At 67.9% G+C, this 23,648-nt stretch carries 21 protein-coding genes and 1 tRNA gene; 11 read left to right on the plus strand and 11 right to left on the minus strand.

Going from position 1 to position 23,648, the window contains the following annotated elements; translation table 11 throughout:
• Positions 1–211: 211 nt before the first annotated feature.
• The 5 genes from sucD to recA all read right to left on the minus strand — a co-directional run bounded on the left by sucD (position 212) and on the right by recA (position 5,111).
• The gene (sucD, locus tag E5S69_RS06065; protein WP_171514119.1) at positions 212–1,093 is read right to left on the minus strand and encodes a succinate--CoA ligase subunit alpha; all 882 of its coding nucleotides are present in this window, start codon (positions 1,091–1,093) and stop codon (positions 212–214) included.
• A gap of 87 nt (positions 1,094–1,180) precedes the next feature.
• Positions 1,181–2,347, minus strand: coding sequence for an ADP-forming succinate--CoA ligase subunit beta (sucC, locus tag E5S69_RS06070; RefSeq protein WP_171514120.1), 1,167 nt, complete (start codon positions 2,345–2,347; stop codon positions 1,181–1,183).
• Between the two features lie 89 nt (positions 2,348–2,436).
• Positions 2,437–3,144, minus strand: a complete 708-nt coding sequence (locus E5S69_RS06075) for a DUF2889 domain-containing protein (RefSeq protein WP_171514121.1) — start codon at positions 3,142–3,144, stop codon at positions 2,437–2,439.
• A 325-nt stretch (positions 3,145–3,469) separates the two neighbouring features.
• Positions 3,470–3,937, minus strand: coding sequence for a recombination regulator RecX (recX, locus tag E5S69_RS06080; RefSeq protein ID WP_171514122.1), 468 nt, complete (start codon positions 3,935–3,937; stop codon positions 3,470–3,472).
• A 109-nt stretch (positions 3,938–4,046) separates the two neighbouring features.
• Positions 4,047–5,111 carry a recombinase RecA gene (gene recA, locus E5S69_RS06085; protein WP_171514123.1) on the minus strand — a complete coding sequence of 355 codons (1,065 nt, stop codon included), beginning with the start codon at positions 5,109–5,111 and terminating at the stop codon, positions 4,047–4,049.
• A gap of 238 nt (positions 5,112–5,349) precedes the next feature.
• Between recA and E5S69_RS06090 the strand changes: the two genes are divergently transcribed.
• The 5 genes from E5S69_RS06090 (at position 5,350) to E5S69_RS06110 (ending at position 10,120) form a co-directional block, all read left to right on the plus strand.
• Entirely contained in the window at positions 5,350–6,039 is a 690-nt protein-coding gene (locus E5S69_RS06090; RefSeq protein WP_012351826.1) for a response regulator, read from the plus strand.
• 53 nt (positions 6,040–6,092) lie between these two features.
• Positions 6,093–7,640, plus strand: coding sequence for a sensor histidine kinase (locus tag E5S69_RS06095; RefSeq protein ID WP_171514124.1), 1,548 nt, complete (start codon positions 6,093–6,095; stop codon positions 7,638–7,640).
• Positions 7,637–7,969 (plus strand): DUF4212 domain-containing protein, encoded by a 333-nt coding sequence (locus E5S69_RS06100; RefSeq protein WP_171514125.1) that lies wholly within the window; start codon positions 7,637–7,639, stop codon positions 7,967–7,969. The genes E5S69_RS06095 and E5S69_RS06100 overlap by 4 nt, the downstream gene beginning before the upstream one ends.
• Before the next feature lie 244 nt (positions 7,970–8,213).
• A complete protein-coding gene (locus E5S69_RS06105; protein WP_171514126.1) occupies positions 8,214–9,911 on the plus strand; it encodes an MFS transporter in 1,698 nt (565 codons plus the stop codon).
• Between the two features lie 132 nt (positions 9,912–10,043).
• Positions 10,044–10,120 (plus strand) — tRNA-Met (locus E5S69_RS06110).
• A 103-nt stretch (positions 10,121–10,223) separates the two neighbouring features.
• Here the strand turns inward: E5S69_RS06110 and E5S69_RS06115 are convergent.
• The 4 genes from E5S69_RS06115 to E5S69_RS06130 all read right to left on the minus strand — a co-directional run bounded on the left by E5S69_RS06115 (position 10,224) and on the right by E5S69_RS06130 (position 14,455).
• Entirely contained in the window at positions 10,224–10,811 is a 588-nt protein-coding gene (locus E5S69_RS06115) for a YcbK family protein (RefSeq protein ID WP_171514127.1), read from the minus strand.
• Positions 10,812–10,841: 30 nt separating this feature from the next.
• Positions 10,842–12,431 carry a L,D-transpeptidase family protein gene (locus tag E5S69_RS06120; protein ID WP_171514128.1) on the minus strand — a complete coding sequence of 530 codons (1,590 nt, stop codon included), beginning with the start codon at positions 12,429–12,431 and terminating at the stop codon, positions 10,842–10,844.
• 93 nt (positions 12,432–12,524) lie between these two features.
• A complete protein-coding gene (locus E5S69_RS06125; RefSeq protein ID WP_171514129.1) occupies positions 12,525–13,151 on the minus strand; it encodes a response regulator transcription factor in 627 nt (208 codons plus the stop codon).
• A 236-nt stretch (positions 13,152–13,387) separates the two neighbouring features.
• Complete coding sequence (locus E5S69_RS06130; RefSeq protein ID WP_171514130.1) at positions 13,388–14,455, minus strand: CaiB/BaiF CoA transferase family protein; 1,068 nt, start codon at positions 14,453–14,455, stop codon at positions 13,388–13,390.
• Positions 14,456–14,802: 347 nt separating this feature from the next.
• Between E5S69_RS06130 and E5S69_RS06135 the strand changes: the two genes are divergently transcribed.
• Positions 14,803–15,243: a universal stress protein gene (locus E5S69_RS06135; RefSeq protein WP_171514131.1), complete on the plus strand. Its 441-nt coding sequence runs from the start codon at positions 14,803–14,805 to the stop codon at positions 15,241–15,243.
• A 45-nt stretch (positions 15,244–15,288) separates the two neighbouring features.
• On the opposite strand, the gene E5S69_RS06140 is transcribed toward E5S69_RS06135, so the two are convergent.
• Both E5S69_RS06140 and E5S69_RS06145 read right to left on the minus strand, forming a co-directional pair.
• Positions 15,289–16,335 carry a serine/threonine protein kinase gene (locus tag E5S69_RS06140; RefSeq protein WP_171514132.1) on the minus strand — a complete coding sequence of 349 codons (1,047 nt, stop codon included), beginning with the start codon at positions 16,333–16,335 and terminating at the stop codon, positions 15,289–15,291.
• An 18-nt stretch (positions 16,336–16,353) separates the two neighbouring features.
• A complete protein-coding gene (locus tag E5S69_RS06145) occupies positions 16,354–17,913 on the minus strand; it encodes a DEAD/DEAH box helicase (RefSeq protein WP_171514133.1) in 1,560 nt (519 codons plus the stop codon).
• Between the two features lie 313 nt (positions 17,914–18,226).
• Between E5S69_RS06145 and E5S69_RS06150 the strand changes: the two genes are divergently transcribed.
• The 5 genes from E5S69_RS06150 (at position 18,227) to ybeY (ending at position 23,637) form a co-directional block, all read left to right on the plus strand.
• The gene (locus tag E5S69_RS06150) at positions 18,227–19,912 is read left to right on the plus strand and encodes a ClcB-like voltage-gated chloride channel protein (RefSeq protein WP_171514134.1); all 1,686 of its coding nucleotides are present in this window, start codon (positions 18,227–18,229) and stop codon (positions 19,910–19,912) included.
• Positions 19,913–20,021: 109 nt separating this feature from the next.
• Positions 20,022–20,405: a hypothetical protein gene (locus E5S69_RS06155; protein WP_171514135.1), complete on the plus strand. Its 384-nt coding sequence runs from the start codon at positions 20,022–20,024 to the stop codon at positions 20,403–20,405.
• 91 nt (positions 20,406–20,496) lie between these two features.
• Positions 20,497–21,849, plus strand: coding sequence for a tRNA (N6-isopentenyl adenosine(37)-C2)-methylthiotransferase MiaB (miaB, locus tag E5S69_RS06160; RefSeq protein WP_171514136.1), 1,353 nt, complete (start codon positions 20,497–20,499; stop codon positions 21,847–21,849).
• A 30-nt stretch (positions 21,850–21,879) separates the two neighbouring features.
• Positions 21,880–22,881: a PhoH family protein gene (locus tag E5S69_RS06165; protein ID WP_171514137.1), complete on the plus strand. Its 1,002-nt coding sequence runs from the start codon at positions 21,880–21,882 to the stop codon at positions 22,879–22,881.
• Positions 22,882–23,637 (plus strand): rRNA maturation RNase YbeY, encoded by a 756-nt coding sequence (gene ybeY, locus E5S69_RS06170; RefSeq protein ID WP_171514138.1) that lies wholly within the window; start codon positions 22,882–22,884, stop codon positions 23,635–23,637.
• Positions 23,638–23,648: the final 11 nt, after the last annotated feature.

The following is a 23,648-nucleotide window of genomic DNA, read 5'->3' on the forward strand; positions in this document are numbered from 1 at the left end:
CGCGCCCCGTCATCTGACGGGATTTCGGATGTCTGAAAGCGCAGACATGACTGTTTAACGCACCAACCTTTCGATTAGATTTCAATATTGTAATCTCCCGCTCGGGCGTGGCAACCAAGCCACTTCGCGCGGAAAAAACAATGCCCCCGCAGTGCGGGGGCATTGATGGCCGGCCTTCTCCACCAAAGCGGAGAAGCCGCGGCAATACTTGTTACAGCATTGCCTTCAGCAGGCGGCCCATTTCGGACGGGTTCTTGGTCACCTTGATGCCGCAGGCTTCCATGATTTCCAGCTTGGCCTGGGCGGTGTCGGCACCGCCCGAGATCAGCGCGCCGGCGTGGCCCATGCGCTTGCCCGGAGGGGCGGTCACGCCAGCGATGAAGCCAACCACCGGCTTCTTCATGTTGTCCTTGATCCAGTTGGCCGCGTTGGCTTCATCCGGACCGCCGATCTCGCCGATCATGACCACGGCGTCCGTTTCCGGATCGTCGTTGAACATCTTCATCACGTCGATGTGCTTCAGGCCGTTGATGGGGTCGCCACCGATGCCGACAGCCGACGACTGGCCCAGGCCCAGCGCGGTCAGCTGGCCCACGGCTTCGTACGTCAGCGTGCCCGAGCGCGACACCACGCCGATGCGGCCCTTGCGGTGGATATGGCCCGGCATGATGCCGATCTTGATTTCGTCCGGCGTGATCAGGCCCGGGCAGTTCGGCCCGAGCAGCAGGGTCTTCTTGTTCTCGCGGCGCATGCGGTCCTTGACTTCCATCATGTCGCGCACGGGAATGCCTTCGGTGATGCAGACCACCAGGTCCAGGTCGGCGTCAACGGCTTCCCAGATCGCGGCGGCGGCGCCCGCGGGCGGCACGTAGATGACCGACACGGTGGCGCCGGTCTCGGCCTTGGCGTCCTTGACGCTGGCGTAGATGGGAATGCCTTCGAAGTCTTCGCCGGCTTTCTTCGGGTTCACGCCGGCGACGAAGCAGTTCTTGCCGTTGGCGTAGTCGCGGCAGCCACGGGTGTGGAACTGGCCGGTCTTGCCGGTAATGCCCTGGGTGATGACCTTGGTGTCTTTGTTGATCAGAATCGACATGCTTTCGTCCTTTGCTTGACTCTGGCAGCGCGGGCTAGGCCACGCGCGCTGCCGGAGTTCGCTTGTATTGGGTAACGGCGCCTCGGCTTACTTGCCGGCGGCGGCAGCCACGACCTTCTGGGCGGCCTCTTCCATCGTGTCCGCCGAGATGATCGGCAGGCCCGAGTCAGCCAGCATCTTGCGGCCCAGTTCTTCGTTGGTGCCCTTCATGCGCACGACCAGCGGCACCGTCAGGTGCACGGCCTTCGAGGCCGAGATCACGCCTTCGGCGATCACGTCGCAGCGCATGATGCCGCCGAAGATGTTGACCAGGATGGCCTGCACGTTCGGGTTCTTCAGCATCAGCTTGAAGGCCTCGGTCACCTTCTCGGTGGTGGCACCGCCGCCCACGTCGAGGAAGTTGGCCGGCTCGCCGCCGAACAGCTTGATGGTGTCCATGGTGGCCATGGCCAGGCCGGCGCCGTTCACCAGGCAGCCGATGTTGCCGTCCAGCGAGATATAGGCCAGGTCGAACTTCGAGGCCTCGATTTCGTTGGCGTCTTCTTCATCCAGGTCGCGGTAGGCGACGATTTCCGGGTGACGGAACAGCGCGTTCGAGTCGAAGTTGAACTTGGCGTCCAGCGCGATGACCTTGCCGTCGCCGGTCAGGATCAGCGGGTTGATTTCAGCCAGCGAGGCGTCGGTGTCGTAGAACGCCTTGTACAGGCCTTGCAGGGCCTGGCGAGCCTGGGCAACCGAAGCGTCGGGCACGCCGATCTTGCGGGCGATGTCGTCGGCGTCGGCGTCGGTCAGGCCGGTCGACGGCTCGATGATCAGCGTGTGGATCTTTTCCGGGCTGTGGGCAGCGACTTCCTCGATGTCCATGCCGCCTTCGCTCGACGCCATCAGCGCGATCTTCTGCGAAACACGGTCCACCACCAGCGAAACGTACAGTTCCTTCTTGATGTCGGCGCCTTCTTCGATCAGCAGGCGGTTGACCTTCTTGCCTTCCGGACCGGTCTGGTGCGTGACCAGCTGCATGCCCAGGATGTTCGAGGCGTAGGTCTTGACGTCGTCGATGCTCTTGGCAACCTTGACGCCGCCGCCCTTGCCGCGGCCGCCCGCGTGGATCTGCGCCTTGACAACCCACACCGGGCCGCCGAGCTGTTCTGCGGCCTTCAGGGCCTCGTCAACCGAGAACGCGGGGATGCCGCGCGGAACCGGCACATTGTATTTGCGCAGGATTTCCTTGCCTTGATACTCATGGATATTCATGCGTGTTTCCTTTCGGGTAGGCGTAAAAGGTAGAAGGGAAGAATCTGAAAGAAGACGAACTCTCTCGTCGGACTGGCCGATCCTGAGAATCAGCCGGAGGTGCCGGTCGGCCGGTCGGCCGGGACAGCGTCGTTGCCGTCGATTGCGTGACCACCGCGGTCGCCATTGGCCGCGGGCTGCTGCGCCTGGGGCGCGGATGCGACGGCAGGCGCGGCCTCGGCCCGTACCTTGGGCGTCGGCTGGTGACCATACCAGCGCGGGTAAAACTGACGCACCACCTCGCCGTCGAAACGCAGGGCGTGGCAGCCGTTCAACTGATAGGGCGGCTCCGGATTCGGATCGTCCTCGCCGTTGTCGCGGATACTGATGACCTCGCCGGCAAAGGCCTGGATCGCGGTGCTGGGCAGCACGCCCGCGGCTTCGGTCAGGTGCGAGCAGCCGTGCATGCCGCCCAGGCGCTCGCGCACGGCCTTGCGGAACCCCTTGCGCAGGTTCAGCCCGATCAGCTTGCGGTAAGCCGGGCCGATCGTGTCGCAGTGGGACGGATACGGCACCCAGTCCGAGCAGGCCTCGGCATCCACCACCGTCATTGCCTCATCGATGGTGATGCGCAGCCACAGGTCATGCAGCGGCTGGCCTTGCGGCCGGATGCGGTCGCCGGCCAGTTCGATATCACGGGGCTTGGTGTCGGTCAGGCGCACCTCGATGTCCCACAGGCCGTCGTCCCTCTGGTACGCCTCGGCCGAAATGGCGCGACGGTGACGCAGGGAGCGGTTGACGGGCTGGGACAGAGGCATGGCCAGGCTGGGAATACGGAAGATACGGAGGCGACGGGAGAATCCGGGGGCTGGGGCACCGTGGTGCCGCGGCACCGAAATAACCCGGGGAGTTTAACATGCCAGGCCGCGTTGGCCGGGAACATCCTTGTGCGGCGACTGTCGCGCCAGGATTGTCGGCCGACCATGGCGCAAGGGCAGGCCGGTCGGCCTTGCCGCAATGCACCAGCAGGTACTGCCTTCCGGCCCAGACAAGAATGCGGAGTGGGCATTGCGCCATGACGCAACGCAGCGAAATACACATGACGGCAGCGCAGGTACTCGCACCTGGCCTGCGGACGCGAGTTCAATCCCCGTCGCCGTAGTCGTCGTCCGCGCCCTGGATGATCTTGCCGACCACCGCACGCGAAAATCCGCGCGCCACCATGAAGCGGATCTGCTTCGCCCGTGCCTCGGGCGTATCGGGCGGCGTGCCGAAGCGCTTGCGCCAGACCTCGCGGGCACGCTCGGCCTCCGTGGCGCGCAGGCGCTCCTGCAGCTCGCCCAGTTGCTCGTTGTCCAGCTTGTGGGTCTTGGCCTCCTGCATCACGCGCGCGGTGCCATAGCGGGCGCCGCGGCGATGCACCAGGCTGTCGGCGAAGCGCTGGTTCGACAGCCAGTTCTCGCGCTCCAGCGCGTCCAGCAATTGTTCCAGCTGCTCGGCCGACTCGGCATGGGGCGCCAGCTTGCGCGCCAGTTCGGCGCGGCTGTGCTCGCGGCGCGACAGGTAGCCGACGGCGCGGGCCTTCAGCGACAGCGGGGGACGGGTTGCCATGGATGAGCGGGAATCAGCGGATAGGAGACCGGCCCTGCGGGCCAAGCAAAAAGGCCGGGGCATCGGCGATGCCCCGGCCTTCCGGATGGCGCAGCGGGCGCCAGCCCGATCAGTCTTCGATCGTTGCCGCCGCGGCCGCGGCCGTGGGGTTCATGGCCACCACGCCCAGTGCGGCGCGCACCTTGTTTTCGATTTCGTCGGCAATGTCCGGGTTCTCGCGCAGGTATTCGCGCGCGTTGTCCTTGCCCTGGCCGATCTTCTCGCCGTTGTAGCTGTACCAGGCGCCCGACTTCTCGACGATTTTGGCATCGACGCCCAGATCGATGATCTCGCCCTGGCGCGAGATGCCCTGGCCGTAGAGGATGTCGAAGAAGGCCTCGCGGAACGGCGGCGACACCTTGTTCTTGACCACCTTGACCTTGGTCTCGTTGCCGATCACGTCGTCGCCCTTCTTGATCGAGCCGATGCGGCGGATATCCAGGCGCACCGAGGCGTAGAACTTCAGCGCATTGCCGCCGGTGGTGGTTTCCGGCGAGCCGAACATCACGCCGATCTTCATGCGGATCTGGTTGATGAAAATCACCAGGCAGTTGGTGCGCTTGATGGTGCCGGTCAGCTTGCGCAGCGCCTGGCTCATCAGGCGGGCCTGCAGGCCGGGCAGCGAATCGCCCATTTCGCCTTCGATTTCGGCCTTGGGCACCAGCGCCGCCACCGAGTCGATCACGATCAGGTCGATCGAGCCCGAGCGCACCAGCGCGTCGGTGATTTCCAGCGCCTGCTCGCCGGTGTCCGGCTGCGAAATCAGCAGGTCGCCGACACTTACGCCCAGCTTGGAGGCGTAGTTGACGTCCAGCGCGTGCTCGGCATCGATAAAGGCGCAAGTGCCGCCCAGCTTCTGCATCTCGGCCACGACCTGCAGCGTCAGCGTGGTCTTGCCCGACGATTCCGGCCCGTAGATCTCGACCACGCGGCCGCGCGGCAAACCACCGACGCCAAGCGCGATATCCAGGCCGAGCGAACCGGTGGAAACCACCTGGATGTCCTTTTCGACCTCGCCGTCGCCCAGGCGCATGATCGAGCCCTTGCCGAACTGCTTCTCGATCTGGGAGAGCGCGGCGGCAAGCGCCTTTTGCTTCTCGGCGCTCACGCCGGCACCTGCCTTCTTGTCGTCCATGGTCGTCCTTGAGTCAATGGTGTATAAATAGGCCGCATGTGGCGCGGCACCGGCATTTGCCGGCATCAGCGCCGGCCCGGCTATCTGCGCGGCCGCACTCCAGGGGGTCTCCCCCGGGCGGCCCCAGCGGAACGTGCGGGTACTGTATAAAAAAACAGTATGCTTGGCAAGCCCCTTCGCGCCGCGCGCCGCTGTTTGCGCACCGGTGCCGGCGATGCCGGCCAGGGTGGAGACAACCATGCGCATTCTGATCGCCGAAGATGACGACGTGCTGGCCGACGGCCTGACACGCTCGCTACGCCACTCTGGCTATGCCGTCGACCACGTCGCCAATGGGCTGGAAGCCGATTCGGCGCTGTCGACCCAAACCTTCGACCTGCTGATCCTCGACCTCGGCCTGCCGCGCATGAGCGGGCTGGAGGTGCTCAAGCGCCTGCGCGCGCGCGGCGCCATGCTGCCGGTGCTGATCCTGACCGCCGCCGACAGCGTCGACGAGCGCGTCAAGGGCCTGGACCTGGGTGCCGACGACTATATGGCCAAGCCGTTCGCGCTGTCCGAGCTGGAAGCGCGCGTGCGCGCGCTGGTGCGGCGCGGCGCCGGCGGCGGCGCCACGCTGATGCGGCACGGGCCGCTGGCCTATGACCAGGTCGGGCGCATCGCCTATCTGAACGACCAGATGCTGGACCTGTCCGCGCGCGAGATCGGCCTGCTCGAGATCCTGCTCACGCGCAGCGGCCGCCTGGTGTCGAAGGAACAGTTGGTGGACCACCTGTGCGAATGGGGCGAGGAAGTCAGCAACAACGCCATCGAGGTCTATGTGCACCGCCTGCGCAAGAAGATCGAGGTGGGCGGCATCCGCATCGCCACCGTGCGCGGGCTGGGCTATTGCCTGGAAAAATTCCAGCCGGCCGTGGCCGCGCCACATTGATCGCACCGATCGCATGCAGGCCACGCGACTGACCTGAGCGCAACCTCGCCGACATGAGCCTGCTGCGACTGCCCTGGCGGCGCGTGCCCCGCACCGCGCCACCACCGCCTCCCGCCCCGGACGCCACCGACCAGGACCTCGCGGACGCCCTGCCGCACCTGGAGGAAAGCACCGCCCATCCCGCACCGCGCTCGCTGTTCGGCGAGATCCTCGACTGGATGCTGGCACCGCTGCTGCTGCTCTGGCCGATGAGCATCGCGGTGACCTACCTGGTGGCCAAGTCGATCGCCAACGGCCCGTTCGACCGCGCGCTGGAAGCCAGCGCCATCGTGCTGTCGCAGCAGGTGCGCGAGGTCAACGGCCGCGTCACGCTGCAGCTGCCGCTGTCGGCGCGCGAGATCCTGCGCGCCGACGAGACCGACAACATCTACTACCAGGTGGTCGGCAAGCGCGGCGAGTACATCGCCGGCGACCATGACCTGCCGTTGCCTTCCGAGGAAGACCAGGGCCACGCGGGGCTGGTGTCGCTGCGCGATGACCGCGTGGCCGGCAACGACGTGCGCGTGGCCTACACGTATATCGAACTGAAGCAGGTCAGCGGCACCCAGCCGGTGCTGGTGCAGGTGGCCGAGACCCTCGACAAGCGCGCGCGCCTGGCCAACGAGATCATCAAGGGCGTGATCCTGCCGCAGTTCGTGATCCTGCCGCTGGCGGTGGTGCTGGTGTGGTTCGGGCTGTCGCGCGGACTGGCACCGCTGACCGCGATCCAGCAGCGCATCCGCGCGCGCAACCCTGGCGATACCAGCCCCATCGACGAGCGCGCCGCGCCGCAGGAGATCACGCCGCTGGTGGGCTCGTTCAACGACCTGCTGGCGCGCCTGGACCAGTCCGTTCAAACCCAGAAGCGCTTTATCGCCGATGCCGCGCACCAGATGAAGACGCCGCTGGCGGGCCTGCGCATGCAGGCCGAGCTGGCGCAGCGCGAGCAGTCGCCCGAGGAACTGCGACGCTCACTGGCGCAGATCGCCGGCAGCTCGGAACGCACCGCGCACCTGGTCACGCAGTTGCTGTCGCTGGCGCGCATGGAAAACCTGGCCGGCACCGGCGGCATGGCCGCGCTGGACCTTGCAGCGCTGGCGCGCGAGGTGGTGAAGGACTGGCTGCCGCAGGCCTGGGCGCGCGATATCGATCTTGGCCTCGATGCCGACGACCATCCGGTGGTGGTCCAGGGCAATCGCCTGATGCTGACCGAGATGCTGAACAACCTGCTCGACAACGCCATCCGCTACACCCCGCGCGGCGGCCACGCCACGGTGCGGGTCAGCGCCGACGCCTTCGAGCCGTTCGCCTATCTGGACGTTGAAGACACCGGCCCGGGTATCGCGCCGGCCGAGCGCGACCGCGTGATGGAACGCTTCTACCGCGTACTGGGCACCAACACCGAAGGCAGCGGCCTGGGCCTGGCGATCGTGCGCGAAATCGTGCAGCAGCACGGCGGCGACGTCCAGATCTCGGACCACGTCTACCAGCAATCGCCACGGCTGGCCGGCGCGCATTTCCGTGTGACGCTGCGCCGCCCCGAGAACTTTCCCTCTGTATGAATGACAGTCCCACTCCCGACGGCGCCGAAGCACGCCAGCGCCTCGCCTGGCACCGCAACCTGCGCTGGATCAGCGGCCTGCTCGCGGTCTGGTTCACGGTCACGTTCGTGGTGGCGTGGTTTGCGCGCGACCTGCGCTTCGACTTCTTTGGCTGGCCGTTCTCGTTCTGGGTCGGCGCGCAGGGAGCGCTGGTGGTCTACGTGCTGATGGCCGCGCTCTATGCCTGGCGCATGAACCATAGCGATGCCGAGGCCGAGCGCCCCGCCGCGCCACCGGCGGCGATGCCCTCGCAAGGCGCCTCGCGCGGGCCGGGCGCGGATGCTGCATAGCGGCACCCCCGCAGGCCGCATTGCTGAGCGGCGCAGGCGCGCCGACCCCTGCAGCGCAGCATCCAAAGCCTTGTCGGCGGCTAGCGTATACCCCGACGGTTTTGCGGCCTGCGCGCCGGAATCTGTCAGACCGCAGTAAGTTTCGCGACCCACAATCCTCTGCAACTCTGGGCATGGTGGCCAGCCGCGCGGTGCTTCCCGCGCGCCACCCCCGCCCGAGATCCATTCCAGACGGAGGAGACAAATGGCAAACGTGCAGAACGTCGCGGTGCCCGGAGGGGGCGCGCAGAACGCACCGATGACCCGTGAAGAGCGCAAGGTGATTCTTGCCTCATCGCTGGGTACGGTGTTCGAGTGGTACGACTTCTATCTATACGGCTCGCTCGCGGCCATCATCGCCAAGCAGTTCTTCGCCGGGCTTGACCCGACCTCGGCCTTCATCTTCGCGCTGCTCGCCTTCGCCGCCGGCTTTATCGTGCGGCCGTTCGGGGCCCTGGTGTTCGGTCGCCTCGGCGACATGATCGGGCGCAAGTACACCTTCCTGGTGACGATCCTGATCATGGGCCTGTCGACCTTCATCGTCGGCCTGCTGCCCAGCTACGCCACCATCGGCTGGGCCGCGCCGATCATCCTGATCGCGCTGCGCATGCTGCAGGGCCTGGCGCTGGGCGGCGAGTACGGCGGCGCCGCCACCTACGTGGCCGAACACGCCCCGCACGGCAAGCGCGGTGCGTACACCTCGTGGATCCAGACCACGGCCACGCTCGGCCTGTTCCTGTCGCTGATCGTGATCCTGCTGTGCCGCGAGTTCACCGGCCCGAACTTCGAGACCTGGGGCTGGCGCATCCCGTTCCTGCTGTCGATCCTGCTGCTGGGAATGTCGGTGTACATCCGTCTGTCGATGAGCGAATCGCCGGCATTTCAGCGCATGAAGGCGGAGGGCAAGACCTCCAAGGCTCCGCTGACCGAGTCCTTTGGCCAGTGGCGCAACCTGAAGATCGTGATCCTGGCCCTGCTCGGCCTGACCGCCGGCCAGGCCGTGGTGTGGTACACGGGCCAGTTCTACGCGCTGTTCTTCCTGACGCAGGTACTCAAGGTAGATGCCAAGACGGCCAACCTGCTGATCGCCGGCGCGCTGGTGATCGGCACGCCGTTCTTCATCTTCTTCGGCTCGCTGTCGGACAAGATCGGCCGCAAGTGGATCATCCTGCTGGGCTGCGCGCTGGCCGTGCTGACCTACTTCCCGCTGTTCAAGGCGCTGACCCACTACGCCAACCCGGCGCTGGAACGCGCCCAGCAATCGGCGCAGATCGTGGTGACCGCAGACCCGAAGCAGTGCTCGTTCCAGGGCAGCCCGATCGCCCGCGAGGTCGACTTCCGCAGCTCGTGCGATATCGTCAAGCGCACGCTGGCCCAGGCATCGGCCAGCTATGAGGTGGTCAGCGCTCCGCCGGGCACGGTGGCTTCGGTCAAGATCGGCGACAAGGAAATCAAGGCTTTCGACGCCAAGCTTGCCAACAGCAACAGCTTCGATGATGCCAGCAAGAGCCAGATCGCGGCGTTCAAGAAGGAAGTCAGCGGTGCCATGTCTTCGGCCGGATACCCGTCCAAGGCCGATCCGGCGCAGATGAACACGATCATGGTGCTGGTGATCCTGGTCATCCTGGTGATCTACGTCACCATGGTCTACGGCCCGATCGCCGCCATGCTGGTGGAACTGTTCCCGACCCGCATCCGCTACACCTCGATGTCGCTGCCCTACCATATCGGCAACGGCTGGTTCGGCGGCCTGCTGCCCACCATCTCGTTCGCGCTGGTGGCACAGAACGGCAACATCTACTACGGCCTCTGGTACCCGATCATCATCGCTGCCATCACCTTCGTGATCGGTGCGCTGTTCATCCGCGAGACCAAGGACGTGAACATCTACGCCAACGACTGAGCAATCGTGCGGCACTGACTAAAACGGCAGGCCCTGTGGCCTGCCGTTTTTTTTGATCGAAGGCGTCGTGCAAAATCTTCACCGCAAGGTGTTGACAGCCTCGAAAGCCTAGGTATAATCTCAGTCTTCGTTGGCGAATTAGCTCAGTCGGTTAGAGCGACGGAATCATAATCCGCAGGTCCGGGGTTCGAGTCCCTGATTCGCCACCATCTATTTGAAAAGCCGCGTTCTCGCAAGAGATCGCGGCTTTTTGCTTTGGCTCCTCGCCAGCGCAGACGGGCACCCCAACCGGGGCAGCCCGACAGGCAACGCTTACCAGTAGCGCACGCGTCCGGTATCGATGTGCACGAATTGATCGGACTCGTAGTAGCCGACGCCCCCGCCCTGCAATGACTTGGCGGCGTCGCGCACGTCTGCCAGCGACACGCCGGCGAGCCGGATGTCGATGGCCTTGCCATCCATGTGCAGGCTGTGCTTGGCCACGCCACCGCCGCGCGTGCTGCGCAGGCGCGAATTGGTGGCCGGGCTGCGGTAGCCGGAAATGACCTGGAACGGCTGGTCCGTGCCAAGCTCGCGGCGGACCTGGAACAGCAGGTCGAACAGCTGCGGATCGATGGTGCCGACCTTGCCCGAGTAATGGTCGCGCAGGAAGCCGTTGAGCGTCGTCAGTGCGTCGGGTACGAAGCGGTCGCCAACGGCATAGACCAGCGACACGCGCTCGCCGGTGTGGGTGTGATCGAAAGCCAATGTGCGGGCATTCGGCAGGCCCGCCAGCGACTGGTTGGCAGGCAGGCTGGCCTGCGCGCGGCGCGGCGCCAGCGGCATCAGGCCGGCGGCCAGCGCCAGGGTTCCGGTGGTATGAAGAAAGCGGCGGCGTGCCTTGCGCGTCGCGTCGGTCATGTTACTTCCTCTGAATGTGCAGGGGGCGCCTCAGTGAGCGACGCCGGAGGCGCTGGCAACAGCGCGCGGCTGGGGGCGAGCGGTGCGTTGCCGCAGCGCCTTGTCCAGCAATTTGTCGTGACCGTAGATGTCAGGCAAGAAGGATACACGACCATCGGCGCGCGCGATGACCGTGCCGTAAGCCAGCACCACCGGCAACGGCTGCTGCAGGCGCACCGTGTTGGACTTGCCACGCGTCATGGCTTCACGGATCCGGGTCTCGTTCCAGTCCGGCATATCCTGCAACACGAATTGGGCCAGCGCTACTGGGGCTTCCACGCGGATGCAGCCGTGGCTGAAGTCGCGCCGGTCGCGCTGGAACAGCTGCGGCGAGGGGGTGTGGTGCAGGTAGATGTTCTCGTTGTTGGGGAACACGAACTTGATGTCGCCCAGCGCGTTGAGCGGGCCCGGCCGCTGGCGGATGCGCAGGCTGCCGTTCAGCACGGCGTCCAGGTTCGCTTCGGACAAGGTGGTCACGGCCTTGCCGTCGCCGCCGACGAACTCCAGCCCCTGCCGGTTGAAATACGCCGGGTCGCGGCGCAGGCGCGGCACCGTCTCGCGGCGCGCGATCGACGGCGGGATGTTCCAGTACGGGCTGAACTCGATATAGCGCATGTCCTCCTCGAACAGCGGCGTGCGCGTATCGAGCGCCTTGCCGACGATCACCTTCATCTCCAGCTTGATGTCGAGCTTGCCGTCGCGGATCTCGTAGGCGCGCAGCATGAACTCCGGCACGTTCACCACGATCATGCGCGGGCCGTCCAGCGGAGTCCAGCGCATGCGCTCCATGGTCAGTTCGATCTGCCGCACGCGCTCGGCGATGGGCAGGTTCAGCTGCGCCAGCGTGGCCGCGCCGATCACGCCGTCGGCCTCCAGGCCATGGCGCGACTGGAAGGCCTTGACGCCATCGACCAGAGCGCCCTCGTAGCGGGCCGGCGGCTGCGTGCCGGCGGGCAGGTCGCCCAGCGCCACCAGGCGCGCGGTCAGCGCGCCGGCGCCCACCCACGGCTGGCCCGGCGTCAGCTTGCTGGCCGGCAAGGGCGGCAGCGGCTGTTGCCACACCGGCTGCCTGGCGATGTCGCGGTAGTGGGCCAGGGCCTGGCGCAGCGTGCCATACAGCGGGAACGTGGGTGCCGCCTGGCGGATGGCATCCGGCAAACGGTGCTGGGCGACGGCCTCGCGCAGCCAGGTGGCGGCGTCGAAGGGCCGCTCCGCCTGGGGCGCAAAGTTGGCATGGACCGTGCGCGGGTTGATCCGTCCGCCGTGCAGGTCGGCCAGCATCCGTTCCATGGCGGCGCTCAGCGCGGCATCGAGCCGTGCCGCGGCATCGGGAGGCAAGGCCGGGCCGCTGGCGGCCTGGGTCACGGCCTGGCGCAAGGGTTCGGCATCGTAGTCGCGCGGATCGAGACCGTCGGTGGCCGCGGCAGCCAGTGCGTCCACCGCCTGCCTGGCTTCGGGCACCGGCCGGCCCTGCACGAACCACATCGGCTCGTTGGCAAAGGCGGGCATGGCAAGCCACGTGGCGCAGGCAACGGCGACGGCGCCAAGGCCGCGCACGACAGCATTCAGGGTCTGGGGCATCGGGCGGATAGCTCGCATTCGTCACAGATGCCAACAGTCTACCCGCGATGGCGGACCGGCGCGGCCCGACGCGCCCAACCCGGCAGGCGCCCTTCACCACACCAGTTGATGGCGGCGCGCGTAGTCCACCATCTCGACCAGCGAGCCCACATGCAGCTTGGCCATGATATTGGCCTTGTGCGTGCTGACGGTCTTGCTGCTGATCAGCAGCTGCGCGGCGATCGACTTGTTGGAGTGTCCGCGCGCCAGGTACTGGAGGATGGTGATCTCGCGGTTGCTCAACCGCGGCAGGCCGGCCTGCTGCTGCTCGCCGAGCTGGCGCACCGTCTCCAGCGTCTGCAGCGGAAACACCAGGTAGCCGCTCAGCACGCCGCGCACGGCCTGCATCACTTCGTCCAGGCCACGCTGCTTGACCACGAAGCCGTGGGCGCCGGCGCGCAAGGCCCGCACCGGCGCCTGGGCCGCCTCTGTGCCGGACAGCACCAGCAGCGCCACGGACGGCAGCGTGGCCGCCACCCGCCGGACGAAGTCGAGGCCGGGATTGCCGAAGCGTTCGACATCGACCAGCACCAGGCCGGGCCGCTGTTCGCGGGCGAGGCGGAAGCCCTCCCTGACACCATCCGTTTCCAGGACCTCGTCCCCATCGAATCTGGCGGCAAGTTCGGCGCACAACAAGGTGCGGAACTTCGAGGGTGCGTCGACGATCAGCGCGGGTGGCAATTCATGGCTCCTTAACAACTGGCGAGGGATTGGCCAGGCGGCTGGCTATGCCAAGGTTAAGGGCCCTGAGGTGGCTTGATGCGCCGAATTCTCACTGCGCTGACGCAGCGGATTCTGCACGAGAGTCAGGCTTTTCCTTCGATGACGCGGCTAGCGTCAATTGCCTGCGGCGTCGCGCTATGCGGCGCGCGTGGGGCTTGCTGCGCGCAGCCGCGGCATCGACGCCGCGGCGCCAGTCATTCCGTGCCGGCGGGCAGGAAGCGCGGCGCGGGCGCCGAGCGCGGCAGTTCGCGCTCGCCCTGCTGGTACAGGCGGTATGTGCCCCGTGCCTGGTTGTGCGGATGGCGCGCGGCCTCGTCCAGCGTCAGCACGCGCGCGAAGCACACGTCGGTGCCGCCCAGCACGGATTCCCAGTGGGTGCTGGGCTGATTGGCAATGGTGGCGGCGATGCGGGCCTTCACCGCCGGCCACTGTGCGCGGTCGTACTGCGCGGCCGGGTCGATGTCAGTCAGTTCGAGGCGCTCGAGCAGTTCGCGGTAGAACTGCGGCTCCAGCGCGCCCAGGGTGATGGCGCGTCCGTCCGCGCACGGGAACACATCGTAGAACGGCGAATCATGGAACGGGCTCGGTTGCGGGCCGCCCAGCGTGCCCGCCGCCCGCGACACCTGCACCAGCGAGCCGAGCATGGCGACGATATCGGTGATGGCGGCATCCACCACGCAGCCCTCGCCGCTGGCGCGCGCGCTGAGGATGGCGCTGGTGATGCCGAAGGCCAGCCCGAGCGCGCCGGTGGCATCGCCCATCACCGTGGGAGGCACCATCGGCAGGCTGCCTTCGCGCGCGGCCATCGACAGCAGGCCGGTCAGCGCAATGTAGTTGAGGTCGTGGCCGGCGCTCTGCGACAGCGGGCCGGTCTGGCCCCAGCCGGTCATGCGGCCATAGACCAGCCGGGGATTGCGGGCATGGCAGGCCTTGGGCCCCAGGCCCAGGCGCTCCATCGCGCCGGGACGCAGCCCCTCGATCAGCGCGTCGGCCCCGGCCACCAGCTCCAGCGCGGCCGCAACATCCTCAGGCGCCTTCAGGTTCAGCTGCACCACGCGCTTGTCGTGCTCCAGCTCCATCTCCGCCGGCACCGGCTGCCCGCGCAGGATGCGCCGCGCGTCGGGGGCCACCGGGCGGGTGACCAGCGTGACCTCGGCGCCAAGGCCGGCCAGCATGGCGCCACACAACGGGCCGGGGCCGATGCCTTCGAATTCCACTACCTTGATACCACGCAGGGGCTGCAGGTTGCCGCGCTCACTCATGATCGTTGTCTCCGGTTCGCTGCCCGCGCGTGCCAGGCGGGGCCGCTTGCATTGGTGGTTGGATCGGTCTGCCCTTCGCCGCATGGGGGCCATGCTGGCCGCGGGGCTCGGGAGCATGCTACGCGTCGCCGTGTTGACGGGGCAATGGCCAAATGCTTCAGCCGGATTGACGGAATCCGTCAGGCCGACCCGCCAACCGGTTATCGCACCAGAAATTCGGACAGTTCCTATGCGACTTGATCTGAATCGCATCCTGGCAGGACACTAGGGGGCATGATGGTTCCAGATGGCGTTGCGGCCACATGGTCGCGGCGCTTGCCGACAGCCCCCATCCAGGAGATTCCGCCATGACTCATATCGTCCTCGCCACCGACGGCTCGGCCTTCAGCGACGCCGCGGCACGTTTTATTGCCGAAGGCAAGCTGCTGCAGAACGGCTTTACCGTCCATGTCGTGCACGTGGCGCCCGAAGTAAGCGGCCAGGTGCGCGCCTTTGTCAGCAAGGAAACCATCGACGACTGGCACAAGGAAGCCAGCGACAAGGCGATGGCGGGGGTCTGCGACATCCTCGCCGCGGCCAATGTGCCATTCGAGCGGCACCCCCTGCACGGTTTCGCGCCCGAGCGCATCGTCGGCTATGCGCGTTCGGTCGGCGCGGCCGCCATCGTGATGGGCACGCATGGGCGCGGGTCGTTCTTCGATGCGGTGATCGGTTCGGTGGCAGGGCGCGTGCTGGCGCAGGCCGACTGCCCGGTGGTGCTGGTCAAGGCACCGGAAAAGAAGGGCTAAGCCAGCGGCAGGGCGGGCGGCGTAAGCGCCCGCGTTCCGCAAGCCTCAAGCGCCCCACAGGGGCGCTTCGTCCATCAGCGCGACCTGTTCGCGCAGTTCCAGGATGCGGTCCTGCCAGTAGCGCGCCGTGCCGAACCACGGGAACGCGGCCGGAAAGGCCGGGTCGGCCCAGCGGCTCGCCAGCCAGGCGCTGTAGTGCAGCAGCCGCAGCGTGCGCAGCGCTTCCACCAGCCACAGCTCGCGCGTCTGGAATTCCGCAAAATCCTCGTAGCCCGCCACGATGTCGGCAAGCTGGCCTTGCATCGCCGCGCGGTCGCCCTCGAGCAGCATCCAGATGTCCTGGACCGCCGGGGCCATGCGGCTGTCGTCGAAGTCGACAAAATGCGGGCCGGGCTCGCCGTGGGCGCCGCCGCGCGCGTCGTCCTGGTCGATCCACAGCACATTGCCGCGATGGCAGTCGCCATGAACGCGCAGCAGCCGCACGTCGCCGGCGCGCTCATAGCAACGCCGCACGCCGTCCAGCGCCAGCTGCGCCACCGACTGCCACGCGGGCAGGAGATCCGCCGGAATGCAGCCGCTGGCAAGCAGCCAGTCGCGCGGGGCAATGCCGAAGGTGTCGAGATCCAGCGCCGGGCGCGCCTGGTACGGCTGGGTTGCACCCAGCGCATGGATGCGGCCGATGAAGCGGCCAAGCCAGGTCAGCGTATCGGCGCGGTCCAGCGCCGGCTCGCGGCCGCCGCAGCGGGGGAAGACGGCAAAGCGGAAGCCGGCGTGATGCAGCAGCGTACCGGCCTCGCCCGGCGCCAGCGCCATGGCTGGCACCGCGGGAATCTCGGCGTCGGCCAGTTGCTGCACGAACGCGTGTTCTTCAAGGATGGCCGCATCGGTCCAGCGGCCCGGGCGATAGAACTTGGCGATGACCGGTGGGGCGTCCTCGATGCCCACCTGCCAGACCCGGTTCTCGTAGCTGTTGAGCGCCAGCAGACGCCCGTCGGGGCGCAGGCCGGCGCCCTCGAGCGCGTCCAGCATCAGCTCCGGCGTCAGGCCGGCATAGGGCACACCGGAGTCGGCGGGAGCGTCGGAGGCGTGCATGGTGCCGGCCGGCTCCGCTCAGCGCGCCGGCTTGCGGCTGCCGCCCAGCAGCGCCGCCTGCGGCGCCGGACGGCGGTTGCGCGCCGGTGCCGGCGCGGCATCATGCGGCTGGCGCGCGGGCTGGGCCGCGGCACGTTGCGGGCGCGCCTGGTCCTGGCCATCGCGGCGCGGCGCCGGGTTGCGCGCGCCGGCGGGCTGGGCGGCACGGTTGCCGTTGGCGGCATTGTTGCCGCGCTGGCCGCCCTGGCCCTGCCGCGGTGCACCCTGTCCGCCCTGCGCGCCCTGCCCCTGGCGGGCCGGACGCTGGCGCTGCGCGCCCTCGCTGTCGCCGGCCGGACGCGCTTCGGCCCGTGCGCGGCCCTGGCCCTGTCCGCCGCCGCGCTGCTGGCGGCCCTTCTGGATCGGCTCGGGCGCGATGCTGGGGTCGACTTCGAAGCCCGGCAGCACGGTCTGTTCGAGCTTGCGCTTGATCAGTCGTTCGATATCGCGCAGCAGCGCCACTTCGTCCACGCAGACCAGCGAGATCGCCTCGCCCTCGGCGCCGGCGCGGCCGGTGCGGCCGATGCGGTGGACATAATCCTCCGGCACATTGGGCAGGTCGAAGTTGACCACGTGCGGCAGCTGGTCGATGTCGATGCCGCGCGCGGCGATATCGGTTGCCACCAGCAGCCGCAGCGTGCCGGCCTTGAATTCGGACAGCGCGCGCGTGCGTGCCGACTGGCTCTTGTTGCCGTGGATCGCCAGCGCCGACAGGCCTTCCTTGGTCAGCTGCTCGGCCAGGCGGTTGGCGCCGTGCTTGGTGCGCGTGAACACCAGCACCTGGTGCCAGTCATGCTGGCGCACCAGGTGGGCCAGCAGTTCGCGTTTGCGTTCGCGATCGACCGGGTAGACGCGCTGGTCGACGGTCTCGGCGGTGGTATTGCGCCGCGCGACTTCGATCGACGCGGGGTTGTTCAGCAGGCGGTCGGCCAGCGCGCGGATATCGTCCGAGAAGGTCGCCGAGAACAGCAGGTTCTGGCGCTTGGCCGGCAGCACGTTGAGGATCTTGCGGATATCGTGGATGAAGCCCATGTCGAGCATGCGATCGGCTTCATCGAGCACCAGCAGTTCCACCTGCGACAGGTCGATGGTGCGCTGTGACACGTGGTCCAGCAGGCGGCCCGGCGTGGCCACGACAATCTCCACGCCGCGCTTGAGCTGCTCGATCTGCGGGTTGATGCCGACCCCGCCGAACATCACCATGGAGCGCAGGCGCAGGTACTTGCCGTAGTTGCGCACGCTCTCTTCGACCTGCGCCGCCAGTTCGCGCGTGGGCGTCAGCACCAGCGCGCGCACGGCCACGCGGCCGGGACGCTGGGCGCCGCCGGCGTGGCGTGGCGCGGTTTCGGACAGCAGCTGCAGCATTGGCAGCGTAAAGCCGGCGGTCTTGCCGGTGCCGGTCTGGGCGCCGGCAAGCAGGTCGCCGCCCTTGAGGACGGCGGGAATGGCCTGCGCCTGGATGGGGGTCGGAGTGGTGTAGCCCTGTTCGGCTACGGCACGCACAATCTTGTCGGACAAGCCGAGTTCAGAAAAAGACATGAATTGCTGCTTGGGCCATCGCTGCGCACGCGGTGCGCCAAACGCCGGATGGCTCCTTTGTAATCGATCGGAATCGGAACGCGAACGCCGGGAAGCCGGCCTGGCAGGGCACCGGCCCGCCCGCGGAGGAAAGAGCGGTAGTGTACCAGTCCGGCGCAGGCGGATTATGCACCCGATCCGGCACCGGTTTCCGCCGCGAATGCGCGCCGGCGCACATCGGGTTTGCGCAGGTGGCGCTGCGCTATCATGACGGCCTCTGTCCGCCCCGCTTCTGCGGCCCGGCCCCTCGCCTCGCCTGCCCCGGAAAGCCGCCATGCGCTTGCGTTTCCTCGAAGACCAGGAAGTCATCCTGCTTGCGGCCATCCCGGTCGGGATCGTCGCCGCCATTGCCACCACGCTGTTCAAGGAGGCGCTGGACGGCGCCGGCGTCGTGCTGTTTTCCAGCCATGCCGACGTGGTCACCGTGTTCGCCACGCTGGCGCTGGCGTGGCGCGTGGTGGTGCCGGCAGTGGGCGGCGCGCTCGCGGGCGGCCTGCTGGTGCTGGCCAACCGCCTGGCCCGCACCCACCCTGGCGCCACCGACTATATGGAAGCGGTCGCCAATGGCAGCGGCCGGCTGCCGGTGCGCATCACCGTGCTGCGCGCGCTGTCGTCGTTCTGTTCGATCGTCAGCGGCAGCTCGGTCGGCAAGGAAGGCGCGATGATCCAGCTGGCGGCGCTGTGCGGGTCGCTGTTCCCCACGAACCGGCTCGAGCGTGGCGGCGGCTCCAACATGCGCCGCATGCTGACCGCCTGCGGCGCTGCCGCGGGCCTGGCCACCGTGTACCACACGCCGTTTTCCGCCGCGGTCTTTGTCGCCGAAGTGGTGTTCGGCGCGCTGGCGGTGCAGCGCCTGATGCCGCTGTTCCTGGCGTCGGTGGCCGGCGCCATGGTCAGCCAGTGGCACGGCGGGCTGCAGCCGCTCTACCCCGGCCTCGACATCGCGCCGGACCTGCGCCCGCAGATGCTGCTGGCCGCGGCCGCGCTGGGCGTGGCCGCCGGCATCGCCGGCGCGCTGTTTTTGCGCGCGGCCGGCTTCGCGCGCAGCCGCTTCGCGGTGCTACCGGGCGGGCCGGTGGCGCGGCTGGCGCTGGGCGGCGCGCTGGTCGGCGTGCTGGCGATGGCGGTGCCGGAGGTGGTCGGCAACGGCTTCTCCACCATCCAGACCCTGCTGCAGGAGCAGCCGTTGAGCGTGCCGGTGGCCGCCGTGCTGCTGGCCAAGCTGGCGGCCACGGTGATCAGCATGGGCTCGGGCGCGGTCGGCGGCGTGTTTACGCCGTCGCTGTTCGTCGGCGCGGCGCTGGGCCAGTTGCTGGCGCTCGGCATGCCGGGCGCGGCGGCGGGCGCGGCGCCGTTGCTGCCGCTGGTGGGCATGAGCGCCTTCCTGGCGGCCACCAGCCAGGCGCCGCTGATGTCAGTGCTGATGGTGTTCGAGATGACGCTGGCGCCGGCGCTGCTGCTGCCGTCGATGATTGGCGCGGTGGCGGCGTACTACACCGCGTCGCGCTGCCAGACGCTGTCGCTGTACAGCGTGATCGCCGAGCGCGCGCAGGCGTCGGCGGCCGCCGAGCAGGCCCGCACGCTGACGCTGGCCGGCCTGTGCGACCCGACCGACACCGTGCTCGACCCCAACGCCACGCTGGCCGCCGCCGCCGACAAGTTTGCCGAAACCGGCACGCGCTACCTGTACCTGGCGCGGGCGGACGGCAAGCTGCTCGGCGCGCTGTCGATCCATGCGCTGCAGCGCGCGCAGCGCGACGGGGCGCCGGATGATGTGCTGGCGCTGGCCGAGCGCGACTTTCCGGCGCTGACGCCGGACTCGCGCCTGCGCGATGCGCTGGCGGTGTTCGCCGAGCACGGCATCAACCGCATCCCGCTGGTGCGCGATGCGGCCAGCCGCGAACTGATGGGCACGGTATCGAAGCAGCGCGTGCTGCAAGAGGCATCCTGCCTGTTCTGAGCGCGACCCGATCCGCGCACCGGAGCGGCCGCGAGCGGGTAAAATGCCCGGTTGCGCCCGCCCTCGGGCCGTTCCCGCCAATGCTTCGCCCCTTTGCCGGAGTTCTCCCATGCCAGCAGGTCGTGATACGCGCCGCGAGGCACTGAAGTCGATCCAGTCTTCGCGCCTGGCGCGGCTGGCCTGCGGCGCGGCCCTGATACTGGGCGCGGCCGGTGCGATGGCCCAGCCGGTACGGGCGATTCCGGCGGATGCGCCAGCGGCGAAACTCGTGCTCGCCGCGCCGTCGGCCGGTGCGCCGCAGGCGGCCACGCTCGACGGCAAGACCGTAGGCGTGGCGCCCGGGCTGCGCCTGTTCGGCACCGACAACCAGTTGCTGGCCAGCGCCGCGGTGGCGGGCCGGAAGCTGCCGGTGCGGTACAAGCTTGACCTGTATGGCCAGTTGCTGACCGCATGGGTGCTGAGCGAGTCCGAACAGCAGGCGCTGAAGAAATAACCATCCCCGAAGTGCGACCGGCGCGCCCCACGCGCCGTGCCGTGTTGTTGCCACACCCTGATGCCCCCAGGTCAACCACTGAGATCGGCATATGAAGAAAGTTTTCGTCAAGACGTACGGCTGCCAGATGAACGAGTATGACTCGGACAAGATGGTCGACGTCCTCCACGCCAGCCAGGGGCTGGAAGCCACCGACCGCGTCGAAGACGCCGACGTGATCCTGTTCAACACCTGCTCGGTGCGCGAGAAGGCGCAGGAGAAAGTGTTCTCCGAACTGGGCCGGATGAAGGCGCTCAAGGCCGCCAAGCCCGACCTGGTGATTGGCGTGGGCGGCTGCGTGGCCAGCCAGGAGGGCGCCAGCATCGTAGCGCGCGCGCCGTATGTCGACGTGGTGTTCGGCCCGCAGACGCTGCACCGCCTGCCTGACCTGATCGCGCGCCGCCAGCGCACCGGCCAGTCGCAGGTGGATATCTCCTTCCCCGAGATCGAGAAATTCGACCACCTGCCGCCGGCGCGCGTGGAAGGCCCGAGCGCCTTCGTCTCGATCATGGAAGGCTGCTCCAAGTACTGCAGCTACTGCGTGGTGCCCTACACCCGCGGCGAGGAAGTGTCGCGCCCGTTCGAGGACGTGCTGGCCGAAGTGGCCGGCCTGGCCGAACAGGGCGTGCGCGAAGTCACGCTGCTGGGCCAGAACGTCAACGCCTACCGCGGCAAGATGGGCGATACCGCCGAGATTGCCGACTTCGCGCTGCTGATCGAGTATGTGGCGGAGATTCCCGGCATCGAGCGCATCCGCTACACCACCAGCCACCCGAAGGAATTCACGTCGCGCCTGGTCGAGCTGTACGGCCGTTGCGACAAACTGGTGAACCACCTGCACCTGCCGGTGCAGCATGCGTCGGACCGCATCCTGATGGCGATGAAGCGCGGCTACAGCGTGCTTGAATACAAGAGCATCATCCGCAAGCTGCGCGCGCTGCGCCCGGACATGTCGATGTCGTCGGACTTTATCGTCGGCTTCCCCGGCGAGACCGATGCCGACTTCGACAAGCTGATGGCGATGATCGAGGAAATCGGCTACGACACCTCGTTCTCGTTCATCTTCAGCCCGCGCCCCGGTACGCCCGCCGCCAACCTGCACGACGACACCCCGCGCGAGGTCAAGCTGCGCCGGCTGCAGCGGCTGCAGGCCACGATCGAGGAAAACGTGCAGCGTATCAGCCAGAACATGGTCGGCACGGTGCAGCGCATCCTGGTCGAGGGCCCGGCGCGCAAGGACCCGACCGAGCTGCACGGCCGCACCGAGAACAACCGCGTGGTCAACTTCGCCTTGCCTGGCGTGCCGCAGGCGGGCCGCGACCGGCTGGTCGGCCAGCTGGTCGAGGTCAGCATCACGCAGGCGTTCCCGCACTCGCTGCGCGGCGAGATCGTGGTGCGCCAGTAACGCACCCGCAACCGAGGCCATCGCCCACCGATGAAAATCCCTTCCGCAGAATTTGTCGCCCCCCGGGACGACAACACCCGGCTGCAGAACCTGTGCGGCCCGCTCGACGAGAACCTGCGCCAGATCGAGCAGGCGCTGGACGTGACCATCCAGCGCCGCGGCCACCGCATGACCATCCGTGGCAACCACGCGCAGGACGCCGCGCTGGCGCTGGAGCGTTTCTACAACCACGCGCGCACGCCGCTGTCGATCGACGACGTGCAACTGGGCCTGGTCGAGACGCGCCAGCTCAGCGCGCATGGCAGCTATCTGCCCGGCAACGGCAATGACGACGAGGCCGAGCGCGAGGAAGGCGACGAATCGCCGGTGCTGCATACCCGCCGCCCCGGCCTGCAGGGCCGCACCGTGGCGCAGCGCGACTACCTGCGCAATATCCTGTCGCACGACCTGACCATGGGCATCGGCCCGGCCGGCACCGGCAAGACCTACCTGGCGGTGGCGTGCGCGGTCGACGCGCTGGAGCGCGACGCGGTCAAGCGCATCGTGCTGACGCGCCCGGCGGTGGAGGCCGGCGAACGGCTCGGCTTCCTGCCGGGCGACCTGGCGCAGAAGGTAGACCCCTATCTGCGCCCGCTGTACGACGCGCTGTATGACCTGCTTGGCTTCGACCGCACGCAGAAGATGTTCGAGCGCCAGATGATCGAGATCGCGCCGCTGGCCTACATGCGCGGGCGCACGCTGAACCATGCCTTCATCATCCTGGACGAGGCGCAGAACACCACGCCCGAGCAGATGAAGATGTTCCTGACGCGCATCGGCTTCGGCTCCAGGGCGGTGATCACCGGCGACACCACGCAGATCGACCTGCCCAAGGGCCAGAAGAGCGGCCTGGTCGAAGCGCAGCATGTGCTGCGCGACGTGCGCGGCATCGCTTGCACCCGCTTTACCAGCATCGACGTGGTGCGCCATCCGCTGGTGGCGCGCATCGTCGACGCCTATGACGAATACCACGCCCAGCACAAGGACGCGTAATTGAAATCCCCCAACTCCAAGTCTTCCGCGGTCAGCCTGACCCTGTTCGATAACGAGGGCCGCGCGCGCAAGAGCGCCGCGCACGCGCTGCGGGTGCAGCTGCCCGACGGTCGCAGCCTGACGCTGGACCTGTCGCAGGCGGCCGACGGCGTGGTCGCGCTGCTGGCCGAACACACCGATACCCACCAGCAGGCCGGCCTGCTGGTGCGCCCGGACAACCATGACGCGCTGTCGGTGGCGGTGACCGCCACGCCGCTGACCACCACCACCGGCACCCCGGCCACGCCACCGGCGCTGGAGCTGGAAGTCCAGCTCGGCGACGGCATCGGCAAGGGCAACGGCCTGCCGGCACGGCGCAAGCTGGAAACCTGGGTCAAGTCGGCGCTGTACGCCGACGCCGCGCTGACCATCCGCTTCGTCGGCGAGGAAGAGGGTCGCACGCTGAACCGCACCTATCGCGGCAAGGACTACGCCACCAATGTGCTGACCTTCGCCTATGCCGAGCACGAGGATGACCCGGTCACCGGCGACATCGTGCTGTGCTGCCCGGTAGTGGAAGCCGAGGCACGTGAACAGCGCAAGCCGCTTGAGGCGCATTACGCCCACCTGGTCGTGCATGGCGTGCTGCACGCGCAAGGCTACGAGCACGAGGACGACGCCGAGGCCGAGGAAATGGAAGCGATCGAGACCGAGACGCTGCAGGCGCTCGGCTACGCCGACCCCTACCGCGCCGACCGGATGGACCGGGCAGCGTGATGCGGCTGCCG

It is taken from the genome of Cupriavidus necator (genome assembly GCF_013141915.1).
GTDB lineage: Bacteria > Pseudomonadota > Gammaproteobacteria > Burkholderiales > Burkholderiaceae > Cupriavidus > Cupriavidus necator_B.